This window comes from Leptospira koniambonensis (assembly GCF_004769555.1).
Lineage (GTDB): Bacteria > Spirochaetota > Leptospiria > Leptospirales > Leptospiraceae > Leptospira_B > Leptospira_B koniambonensis.
In genome coordinates, this window is sequence record NZ_RQFY01000001.1 from 768,469 (window position 1) to 780,133 (window position 11,665).

The window sequence follows — 11,665 nt, forward strand, 5'->3', positions numbered from 1 at the left end:
TAATCTCGGCGGTGTAAAGCCGCCGAAAATCTGTATAAATGCCAAGAATTAAAACCGATTTTTTAGTCATTGGGAGCGGTATTACCGGCCTTTTCCAAGCATTAAAACTTTCTAATGTAGGCGAAACAGTGATCGTGACCAAAAAGTCCGATTACGAGTCTAATACCAATTATGCTCAGGGCGGGATCGCCTCCGTTTTTGCTCAAGGAGACAAATTCGAAGATCACGTAACAGACACACTGGAATCAGGAGCAGGCCTCTGTGATCCGGAAGCAGTCCGTGTTTTGGTAGAAGAAGGTCCTCCTCTAGTCAAAGAACTTTTAGAATACGGCGTTCCATTCAACCTAAACCAAGAGGGTGAATTCGATCTTCATAGAGAAGGTGGACATGGAACAAATAGAATTGTTCACGCTCATGACAGAACAGGTCACGAGATCGAAAAAACACTTTTACAGATCGTAAAACAAAACCCAAATATTAGAATATTAGAATACCATACTGTGGTAGATCTGATCACTCCTCACCATCTCAAAAAGAAGGGACTTATCTGTTTTGGAGCTTATGTTCTCTCCAACCAAACAGGAGAAGTAATCCCAATCCTTGCTAAAAAAACAATTATTGCAAGTGGTGGATCAGGACAGGTATATTCTCATACTACAAATCCTAAGATCGCAACCGGAGATGGAGTTGCCTGTGCTTATCGTGCAGGAGCAGAGATCCGAAATATGGAATTTTACCAATTTCATCCTACTTCTCTTTATCATGAAAAAGGTGATTCATTCCTAATTTCAGAGGCAGTCAGAGGAAAAGGTGCAGTATTGCTTGGAATGGACGGGGAACCGTTCATGAAAAAATACCATCCGATGGCTGATCTTGCCACAAGAGATATAGTTGCAAGAGCGATTGACGCGGAAATGAAGAAGTCCGGAGATCCGCATGTATGGTTGGATATCTCACATAAACCTGCTGCAGAAATTAAAGAAGCCTTCCCTTCTATTTATGCAAAATGCCTTGAGCTGGGAATAGATATCACTACGGATCCGATCCCAGTTGTGCCTGCGGCCCATTTTATGTGTGGAGGAATTGCAACTGACCTTTGGGGAAAAACTAGAATAGAGAATTTATTCGCTGCGGGAGAAGCTTCCTGCACTGGAGTACACGGTGGTAATCGTCTGGCATCTAATAGTTTATTAGAATGTCTTGTATTCTCCAATCGTATCGCAGAAGAGATCCGTAAAAATCCACCTGATTTCTTACCTGAACATAAACAAATTCCTGATTGGGACAAAGAGGGTCTGGTAAATACGGAAGAATGGGTATTGATCTCCCATGATCTTTCGGAGATTAAAAACACAATGTCCAATTATGTGGGAATTGTTCGCTCTAATCTACGTTTAGAAAGAGCAAAAAGAAGAATGGACCTGATCTATGCAGAAGTTAGAGACTATTATAATAGAACAATAGTCACAAATCCTCTATTAGAACTTCGTAATTTGGTTTTGGTGGCTGAATTGATTATTCGTTCTGCACTTGCCAGGCACGAAAGTAGAGGACTACATTATTCTACTGATTATCCAGAGAACAGATCCCCATCCAGACATGATACAATTTTGATCAATGATCTGGTCCATGGGGACCTGCAAGCGCCTCTTTAGATTATCTTACGCAGCGAACAAAATATCTGCTGGTTTTGCTAAATGTTTCGTCGTCGCCAAATTTATCTCTGGTAAAAGATACTGCTCTAGCTGTTTTACCTGCTATATCCTGCTCGTTAGCTGTGGAACTCCAATAGAAAGACTCTATGGTATCTGGAAATTTTAACAGCATGAAGTTGCGGCTATTTGAGCTTAAATATTTTAGCTCGATAAAACTAGCAACTCTCCAATCTGTATGACCACCTGTGTTATCATTTGCACAGGAATCATATGCTTCCGAACTACCTGGAATCCCTATCGGAGATACATTTGTAAGTGTTTGAGGAAGTCCTAAGGTATTACAAGAATTCAGATCTACATTACAATATTGTAACTCTTCTGCTCCGAAAGAACTAGGATTGGCAAGTGTTCCACTTGCTCCTCTACAATTGAAAGAATTTGCATCTCCGCTGAATACTTGGCCTTGGCTACAAGTCTTCCACATTAACCCGCCACTAGCATCAGTTGTTGTTCCATCTCCATTATTAGTGAAACTTTGGAAAAACAGTGCACCCGCGATTAAATCGCTATCATCTTCTTCTCTGAAGCCGTAAGGACTACGATCCAATTTCTCTTCACAACCCATCGCGAGCATACTAAACGCGAATAAGGTGAATAATGATCTTATTATATAATATACTTTTCTCATTTCTTTTTCCTTAGAACGCGTGGCTGAAGTTTACGAATAATTGTTCGTCTTCTTTTGATTTTGCCCAGTCGATCATAATGATCGTTGCCTGGTTCCAAGCGATCCTGAGTCCGAGACCATGTGAATATTTATAATCCTTAGTTCCAACCTTATGTTCGTCGTCCCAAACTCGTCCGAAGTCCATGAATGGCACTAAGTTAAATGCGAAGTATTCATCTCCTACTTTTAAGGATCCGAATTTCCATCTCACCTCCAGGTTACCCCAGCCCATCATTCTTCCTACGAAGCGGTCCTGTTTGTAACCACGGATGGTACGAATACCTCCGAGTCCTCCGATCAAACCTTCTGTTCCCCACATGTTACGGTATTCGAAGAATGGAACATCTCCTTCGGAGAGTCCTGCTCCAAAACGAGAAGCGATAACGAGTTTTTCGAAAGCTTTCGGAAATGGACTCCAGAAGAATTTTCCCTGAGCAAAGTATTTTTGGAAATTGAAGTCTGAACCGAAAGCCTTGCTGTTCTTTTCAAAGGTTCCTTCTAAGAAAACTCCGCTGTTTGGATCAGGTTCGAAGTCACGAGTATCATATACTAATGCAAGACGAACTGCATTTACGTATCCACCGTGATAACCTAAGATCTTTCCTGCTTCTGCGTCTTCGGTCAGACGGGTTTTGGCGTTAGGCACATATGCACCGTAATCCATACCTAAAACCGGATCGAAACCTTGTGCTTTTTTTCCATCGAAAGTTCTGATAATATTTTCAGAAATTTTCATCCCGGCGACTAAACGAACAGTCCCGCCGAAGAAAGATCTCTCAGTACTCGTATTAATCATTGGAGTTTCGATAATGTATCCGTTGTACATTCTGTTAGTAACAACGAATCCAGGCTGGCTCTGAACTCCGTAGTAAGTATTCCCACCAAAATTGACCGGATCTTGAGGACCTCCAGGTCTATAATAGCTATTATTTCTTTGTTGGTCCGCGAAGGTAGCGTTTGTGTAATAATCTCCGCCCGGCTGGTTACGGTCATAATAATTCAGAGTTTTTAGGGAACCTTCACCTATTCCAAAATAGAGAGTGGTAGGTGTAATTGTCAGAAACGCATCTGCACGAAGACGCCATTGCGTATTCGCAATAAATGGCATATCCAAACTGAGCTGATGGTATTGAGCATTTTTGCTAGTATTAAAATACTGAGCAAAGAACCTAAGTCTGTATGGAGTATAATCGAATAACGGATCTGATTTCAGACCGTTATTATAAGCATACGCACGAACACCAAAACCGACACCTTCAAGTGGATCTGAATTAATAAGAGGAAGTCCGGTAGGATACCAACCTTCCCTTTTAACTGCTAAGTCTTTTGCACAAAGCTGTTTAGATGTATCCATATGAAACGGTAAATTTTTGCGAGCAGCTGGCTTCTCGCATCCCGGTTCAGGAATATAATCATCGGCGCTTAATTCTAGAACGCCTGCCACAAAACAAATCGCTAGCACCAGCGATTTAATTTCTTTAATCCTCATGTACACTCCGGATTTAAGATTTTAAGTTCGTTAGTTATTGAAGTTGGAAGAGCTTATGTCAATTGAAAATTTCGAATTAGGGTTTTGGTGACCCCGTTCATCACGCAAAAGTTCCCTTTCATCACAGGGGTTATAAAAAAATTATCTAATTATACATTAGTAAAACACGATTTCGACTCAGATATAAGAGATATATAAGTAGACCCTCGTTTAGGAAAACGAGGGTATTATGAATTTGTAAATTATCTTACGCAGCGAACAAAATATCTGCTGGTTTTGCTAAATGTTTCGTCGTCGCCAAATTTATCTCTGGTAAAAGATACTGCTCTAGCTGTTTTACCTGCTATATCCTGCTCGTTAGCTGTGGAACTCCAATAGAAAGACTCTATGGTATCTGGAAATTTTAACAGCATGAAGTTGCGGCTATTTGAGCTTAAATATTTTAGCTCGATAAAACTAGCAACTCTCCAATCTGTATGACCCCCTGTGTTATCATTTGCACAGGAATCATATGCTTCCGAACTACCTGGAATTCCTATCGGAGATACATTTGTAAGTGTTTGAGGAAGTCCTAAGGTATTACAAGAATTCAGATCTACATTACAATATTGTAACTCTTCTGCTCCGAAAGAACTAGGATTAGCAAGTGTTCCACTTGCTCCTCTACAATTGAAAGAATTTGCATCACCGCTGAATACTTGGCCTTGGCTACAAGTCTTCCACATCAACCCGCCACTAGCATCAGTTGTTGTTCCATCTCCATTATTAGTGAAACTTTGGAAAAAGAGTGCACCCGCAATCAGGTCACTATCGTCTTCTTCTCGGAAGCCATAAGGACTACGATCCAATTTCTCTTCACAGCCTATCGCGAGCATACTAAACGCGAATAAGGTGAATAATGATCTTATTATATAATATACTTTTCTCATTTCTTTTTCCTTAGAACGCGTGGTTGAAGTTTACGAATAGCTGCTTATCTTCTTTGGAAACAGCATAGTCGAACATGATGATCGTTGTTTGGTTCCAAGCAATCCTGAGTCCGAGACCTCTGGAATATTTATAATCCTTAGTTCCAACCTTATGCTCGTCGTCCCAAATCCGTCCAAAATCCAAGAATGGAACTAAGTTAAATGCGAAGTGTTGTCCAGCAACTGAAAGGGAACCAAACTTCCAACGAAGTTCGATATTACCCCAACCCATTGCACGTCCCACGAAACGGTCTTGTTTATAACCTCTTAATGTAGTACGTCCTCCGAGTCCGGAAATCACACCTTCTGTTCCCCACATGTTCCTATATTCGAAGAATGGAGCATCACCTTCAGTAACGGAGAAACCGCCTCGCCCTGCGATAACCAATTTGTCGAAAACCTTCGGAAACGGACTCCAGAAGAATTTTGCCTGAGTGAAATATTTGGAATAATCGAAATCAGATCCGAAAGTTTTTGCAGATCTTTCGTAAGTTGCTTCTAAGAAAACACCTTGGTTTGGATCCGGTTCCAAGTCTCTTGTGTCATACACAACACCTAAGCGAAGTGTATTTACCATACCACCATGGTAACCTAAGATCTTTCCTGAATTATAATCTTCGGTGATCTTAGTAGTACCGTTAATCGCCTTTCCACCAGAATTGATCCCGAGTCCATCTAAGTAAGGATCGGAAGCATTCGCAAGAGTTCCGTCAAATGCTCTTACAATATTCTGGGACATACGCATTCCCGCAACTAGTCGGACAGTTCCTCCGACATAAGATCTTTCTCCACTGAGCATTGCTGTAGGAGAGATTAAATTATATCGGTTGTACTGAGAGTCTGTAACTCTAAATCCGTTCTGAGCCGGAAATCCGTTGTATACAGAACCGTTAATATCTACAGGATCGCCAGGGCCACCTGGTCTAGTATAAGCCAAGTTTCTTTGTTGGTCAGCAAAAGTTGAGTTTGTATGAACCGTCCCACCATCCTGGTTTCTATCCGTATAACTTAAGGTTTGTAGAGAAGATTCTCCTAAACCGAAGAATAACGTATTCGGGTTGGCATCATAAACACCTTCACCTCTTAAACGCCATTGTGTTCCGAACACATAAGGAGCGTCGAAAGCAACGTCTTGATACTGACGTTGTTTTGTAGTATTGAAGTATTGAGCATAGATCCTGAATTTGTAAGGTGTATATTCAAAAAATGGATCTTCTTTTTTTCCATTATTATATGCGAATACACGAATACCATAACCAATCCCTGTATTCGGATCTGAATTTAAAAGAGGAAGTCCAGTTGGGAACCAACCTTCCTTCTTCTTTTCTAGATCCTTTTTACAAAGTTGTCTTTTAGGACTTATGTAAAATGGTAGATCCGTTCTCTCGGGAGGTTTTTCACAACCATCCAAGAGCCCTGGATCAGCGGAGATATTTTGAGTCGATACAAAGGCCAATATAGCAATTATGCCAATGCGAATGAGGAAATGCTTCATGCAGTACCTGGAAATTTTTATGGAATTCGCAATGTATAATAGTGTCTGACCCAATGTCAAATTTATTCCTGGAACCTTTTCTTTTGATCAAGGGTCATGGGCTTCAACTTGAACCTTATTCTAAAATTATTATACCGTTTGTTCGAAATAAGAATTTAATTTTTAACAATACTGAAATGTTTCAGTCTCGGAAAACATTTCAGTATTGGCGCGCGTGGAAATTTGTTATTCGCCTAATTTGATCAGAAGCTGGTCTTGGGAAACAATATCACCTGGATGAGCGAGTACCTCTTGTACTTTTGCATCTGCTCCAGCCTTCAATGCATGCTCCATCTTCATTGCTTCCACAACTGCTAGAGTTTGTCCTTTTTTTACAGAATCTCCAGACTTCACTTCTACCTTGATGATCTTTCCTGGCATTGGACTTTTGATCTCTAAAGAAGCAGCCTGTGCATCCGAAACTTCTCTTCCTTTGATCGCAAATTGGAATGTTTTTCCCTTTGTATGGATGAAAAGTTTCCCGCTTCTAAGTAATGCAACACTTCCATCAGGTAAAGAATAAGAACCATCTTCTTCTTTATTCCAAGAATAATGAGTGAGAAGTGACTCCCATTTTTTTTCAGGACCAAATAGTCTGGAAGAAGGATCACCCAGATCCAATACATATTCTTTTTCTTTCCATTGGAGTCGAAACAAGCGGTTCAAGATATTTCTCCCCAAACTCCGTTCGGCCCAACAGCATCCCATACGGAGGAAGTTTTTACTGTACGGTTTGCAAGAAAAGAAGCGGTTCTCATGAGTGCTTCTTTTTCTTCTCCAAATTCTTCCCAAACTACTTTATGTTTTTCTAAAAAGTGAGTATCTGTATTTCCCTTTACGAATTCAGAATGTTCCAATATTGCTTTTAGATAATTCAGATTTGTGATCGGCCCGAATACGATTATTTCTTCGAGACCTGCGATCAGATTTTTACGTGCTTCTTCTCTTGTTTTGCCGATCCCTATCACTTTCGCAAGCATAGGATCGTAATAAAGAGAAACTTCGGAACCAGTCACTACTCCCGAATCAATTCTTAGGTTTTGGGTCTCAGGGAATCTTGCGAGTTCTATCTTTCCGATAGAAGGTAGGAACTCATTCTCAGGATCTTCTGCGTATAATCTGACTTCGATTGCGTGTCCGCTTTGAGAAGGAGATTTTCCGGAGGTGAGTTTTTCTATACTCACACCTTCTGCAATTCGGATCTGCCATTCGACTAGATCGAAACCAGTTACAGATTCAGTAACTGGATGTTCTACCTGAAGTCTCGTATTCATTTCCAAGAAGTAGAAGGATCCATCTTCTCCCAAAATGAACTCAACTGTTCCTGCGCCAATATAACCAATAGAAGAAGCGGCCTTAACTGCTACTTCACAAATCTTTTGTTTCAGTTCAGAAGGCAGATTTGGTGCGGGGGATTCCTCCACTACTTTCTGGTGTCTTCTTTGGATGGAACATTCTCTTTCGAATAGATGGATTACTCTTCCGGAAGAATCTCCGAATACCTGAACTTCTATATGCCTAGGATTTATAATATACTTTTCTAAAAATACTCTTGCATCCCCGAAAGCATTTCCTGCTTCTCTTTGGGCAGATTCTAATGCAGGTAAAAATTCTTCTTTCGAAAAGACACGTTTCATCCCCTTTCCGCCACCGCCTGCGCTTGCCTTGATCATGACCGGGAACCCGATCCTCTCTGCTTCTTTTAATAAAACAGAATGTTCCTGGGAATCCCCTTCATATCCAGGAACAACAGGAACTTTGGCCTTCTCCATTGCTGCACGAGAACGGATCTTATCTCCCATTAGGTCCACAGTTTCTGCTTTAGGTCCTAAAAAAGAAATTCCCGCTTTAGAAAGTTCTCTTGCAAATTCAGCCTTCTCGGATAAAAACCCATAACCTGGATGAACCGCATCCGCACCAGTTTCTTTGATGGCTCTTAATATATTAGGAATTACTAAATAAGATTTAGAAGGTTCTGACTCCCCTAAATAAAAAGAAAAATCCGCTGCTTTTACAAATGGCGCATCTTTATCTGCATCTGAATATACAGCTACAGTTTCAATGCCCAACTTTTTGCAGGTTTTTTGGATACGAAGAGAGATTTCTCCCCTATTTGCGATGAGTAGTCTTTTGATCACTTGGATTTAGAAGAGACAGGTTCACGCACTGTTCCGACCTCGGAATCTAATGCGATCTTTTCCTGGCTCATGGTTTCGTATAAGAAATCTCTAAAACTCTCCCAGGTCTCATGAGTCCAGGGTTCGTATCTTCCTATAAATTTATATCCCACTTTAGCAAACATAGGCTCCGTTTGGTAAGTTGTGATCCCTGATTTTAGGACAACTACCACAGGAATTTTATTCTCATATGCGAGTTTAATCATCCCTTTTTGCATAGGTTGTATAATTTCAGAATAAGAATTATGACCTTCTGGATAAACTATATAAGAAGTAGTAGAAAGTCCTTTTATTAAATTACGAACTGATACTGCGATTGTAGCAGCTTTAGAAGTTTCAAAAACCTGAGAGCCCATTGCCTTCATCCACCAATAAGCCACTAAAGTTTTTTTGATCACTTGGTTTGCAAGATACGGTTTATTTACTACTAGGCAATCATAAGGAAAATCTATTTCGTTTACATGATTTAAGAAGATCATATGACCCTTTTCAGGGATCTGCATTTCATTCTTTATCATTAGATCCGTTTTAGTCATTTTAATGACTGCGGTTCCCCAAGTTTTAGAACCCTTTAGAAAAGAGACGTACTGCTTTTCTCTATTACCTATGATCGCATAAAAAATCCCGGCGATCATATTCGGAAATGCTACCGTAAGTACCAGTCTTAGGGTTACGACATAGGTGCGTAATACCAGCTTACGATACTTCGGGGAAAACCTGCCCAAACGGCTTTCCATAAACTTGAGTGGATTCATGCGAACTATGCTTTAGTACATCACTGAACAAGGAAAGCAAATTCTTAGAAGTATTCAAAAGGAGAAACACGATTGCAATAAATCTTCTTGGACATAACTTACAATGTTCGCTTTAACTATAATGGAATTGCAGAAATAAAAAAGCCCGTCCCCTTTCGGAAACAGGCCTTTTCATTTTTTCAGAAGAATGGAAAGATCTTATTTATTCGGTTGGCTTGCCGCTGCAGCTTGTTTTCTTTTTGCAGCTCCTGGAGGAATTTTATCTCCCAGAAGTTTTTTACGAGTCTCAGCATCCCAACGAAGATACAGCTTATTGTCGATCTCGTCGTCATAAACTCTACCTAAAATATCTACAGCATCTCTACGGTAATCATCAGGAATTCTTTTATCGAATACAGGACTCATTCTATTATCTGCACGGACCAGTGGGTTAGTAGAGAAGTCATAAGTAACTCCTTCTACAGAAACAACTTCGCCAGGAGTGACCTCTCCGATCTCATTACGAGTCTCTTCAGACTTAGCATCAGATCTTTGCAGATAATAATTATCATAAGGATACTTAAGTTTGAAAATATTCATCGCATTGGCTCTTGCGTCCCTGCAAAGATTGATCGCTCCCAAATACATTTCGATACGATGTTTTCTATGCTCAGGTTGGAGCTTTTGGTGTTTTTCCAAATGTTTTTCTATTTTAAGTGCGTTATTCCTAGCTTCTTTGGCTTCTCCCAAGAATTGATAACCTAACTCCATATTTTTTTCGATGGTGTATTTATTCACCACGTAATGGAATTCTCTTGGGTTGTACATTCTGCGGGTATAAGGAGCTTCTCTATTCTCCTTAATGTCCGCGCGGATATAACTTGTTTTTCCGTATTCCACAGAAATATCCACAAGTGCTCTATCCATAGGATTGTTTGGATTTTTCTTTTCGATCGCTGTTTTTAGGATCTCTTCTGTTCTTTCCACATAAGCTTGAGAAAGTTCTTCCAAAAGAAGTTCCATTCCAAGTTGGGATTCCAAAAATCTACGATAAGAATTTACATAATTCCCTTCGAAGAAATACAAAAGTCCTTCTTGGTATAATCTTTTTAGTTCTTTGTATTTCGCGAGTCTTTCCCCATCTGCCTGGGTTTGCCCGTTTCCGGAGGATTTTACCTCTCCAGGATAATTTTTTACAACAGGCTCAATCGCTCTTAGATATGTTAAGAGTTCTATCCTCTTCTTATACGATTTCATAGAAACGGCTTCGCCGTGTAATAGAACTGGGGCGACTAACATCGCAATCATGAAAACGAGAAGTTTTTTCATTGGAGGACCTTTTCCTTAGCATCTTCCTGAGAAGACCGGGTTCAACCCGAAAATCGTGCTTTTCTTCTTAGTCTATCGGTTAGAATACGGTGAGAATTGACGCTTCCGGCTCGATTTTTCCGGAAATTCTTCGTATGACAGCAACTGCATTAGCCCAAGGCAAAAAAATCTCGTTTCGTAACAAAGAAGATACGGTCTGCCCTATCTGTAGCGAGGTCCACCAAAGAGAAAGTATGTTCCAAGGTGGAGGAAGGCTTATCGCAGGCAAACTCACCCAGGAATTACGTCGCTTATACGAAAAAAACAAAAAATTCGGCAGGGTCTCCCCTAACGATTACGTTCTAAACGTATGCCCACGTTGTCTTTATACTGCATTTCCTAAGGACTGGTCAAGCCTAGATGCGGATGAACTCGCAAAATTGAGAGAATCCGCAGAGATTCGACGTAAAAACATAGAGTCCATCATGGGACCTACTGATTTCTACCAGGAAAGAAACCTGATCCTGGGAGCTGCATCTTATCTATTAGCGATTGAATGTTACCAATCCAGAAAAGTGACAGTAGCTCCTACACCTAAAAAAGCGGTCTGTGCAGTCCGAGGTGCCTGGTACTTTGATGATGTAAATACAGAATTTCCAGGTTTAGGTTACGATAAGATCCGGGACCTTCTCTATCAAAAGTCTGCCGGCTGGTATACTGATACAATGGAAATCATGCAGTCCGGTTCCGAACCAGTGGATGCTGCTTCTTATCTACTCGGACCTGATACTGACAAAAACTGGGGATTTGACGGAGTTATTTATCTTTCCGCGTATCTCACAATGAAGTTCAAGGAAGAACTTGCCTCAGATGCTGCTTCTAAACTGAACCTTCTAATCCGTGCCAAAAGAACTCTCTCTAGACTGTACGGTTCGGGTAAGGCTTCTAAATCCAAACCTTCCGTGATCATTGATATGGCCAAAGAACTCTATGATGAATACAATAAGATCATAGAAGAAATGGGCGGAGAGAAATAAGAGAATTGTCTCACCCTTCTCCTCTTAGTCGTATTC

At 40.5% G+C, this 11,665-nt stretch carries 10 protein-coding genes; 2 read left to right on the forward strand and 8 right to left on the reverse strand.

The genetic code is table 11. The features are described from left to right. Positions 1-38: 38 nt before the first annotated feature. Positions 39-1,655 (forward strand): L-aspartate oxidase, encoded by a 1,617-nt coding sequence (nadB, locus tag EHQ52_RS03460; RefSeq protein ID WP_135613872.1) that lies wholly within the window; start codon positions 39-41, stop codon positions 1,653-1,655. Between the two features lies 1 nt (position 1,656). Here nadB and lsa25 (EHQ52_RS03465) read toward each other — a convergent pair whose 3' ends face one another. The 8 genes from lsa25 (EHQ52_RS03465) to EHQ52_RS03500 all read right to left on the reverse strand — a co-directional run bounded on the left by lsa25 (EHQ52_RS03465) (position 1,657) and on the right by EHQ52_RS03500 (position 10,613). Further along, positions 1,657-2,343, reverse strand: a complete 687-nt coding sequence (lsa25, locus tag EHQ52_RS03465) for a surface adhesin Lsa25 (protein ID WP_135613873.1) — start codon at positions 2,341-2,343, stop codon at positions 1,657-1,659. A 10-nt stretch (positions 2,344-2,353) separates the two neighbouring features. Further along, a complete protein-coding gene (omp85, locus tag EHQ52_RS03470; RefSeq protein WP_135613874.1) occupies positions 2,354-3,871 on the reverse strand; it encodes an Omp85 family outer membrane protein in 1,518 nt (505 codons plus the stop codon). A 242-nt stretch (positions 3,872-4,113) separates the two neighbouring features. Next, the gene (gene lsa25, locus EHQ52_RS03475) at positions 4,114-4,800 is read right to left on the reverse strand and encodes a surface adhesin Lsa25 (protein ID WP_135613875.1); all 687 of its coding nucleotides are present in this window, start codon (positions 4,798-4,800) and stop codon (positions 4,114-4,116) included. A 10-nt stretch (positions 4,801-4,810) separates the two neighbouring features. Next, positions 4,811-6,334, reverse strand: a complete 1,524-nt coding sequence (gene omp85 / locus EHQ52_RS03480; RefSeq protein WP_135613876.1) for an Omp85 family outer membrane protein — start codon at positions 6,332-6,334, stop codon at positions 4,811-4,813. A 225-nt stretch (positions 6,335-6,559) separates the two neighbouring features. Beyond that, complete coding sequence (locus tag EHQ52_RS03485; protein ID WP_135613877.1) at positions 6,560-7,039, reverse strand: acyl-CoA carboxylase biotin carboxyl carrier protein subunit; 480 nt, start codon at positions 7,037-7,039, stop codon at positions 6,560-6,562. After that, positions 7,036-8,511, reverse strand: a complete 1,476-nt coding sequence (locus EHQ52_RS03490) for an acetyl-CoA carboxylase biotin carboxylase subunit (RefSeq protein WP_135613878.1) — start codon at positions 8,509-8,511, stop codon at positions 7,036-7,038. Before EHQ52_RS03490 ends, EHQ52_RS03485 begins: the two co-directional genes overlap by 4 nt. Next, a complete protein-coding gene (locus tag EHQ52_RS03495; RefSeq protein WP_135613879.1) occupies positions 8,508-9,305 on the reverse strand; it encodes a lysophospholipid acyltransferase family protein in 798 nt (265 codons plus the stop codon). Before EHQ52_RS03495 ends, EHQ52_RS03490 begins: the two co-directional genes overlap by 4 nt. 198 nt (positions 9,306-9,503) lie before the next feature. Beyond that, the gene (locus EHQ52_RS03500) at positions 9,504-10,613 is read right to left on the reverse strand and encodes an LIC11274 family protein (protein ID WP_135613880.1); all 1,110 of its coding nucleotides are present in this window, start codon (positions 10,611-10,613) and stop codon (positions 9,504-9,506) included. 134 nt (positions 10,614-10,747) lie between these two features. On the opposite strand from EHQ52_RS03500, the gene EHQ52_RS03505 reads away from it, so the two are divergent. Beyond that, complete coding sequence (locus EHQ52_RS03505; protein WP_100711437.1) at positions 10,748-11,629, forward strand: DUF2225 domain-containing protein; 882 nt, start codon at positions 10,748-10,750, stop codon at positions 11,627-11,629. Positions 11,630-11,665 lie beyond the last annotated feature (36 nt).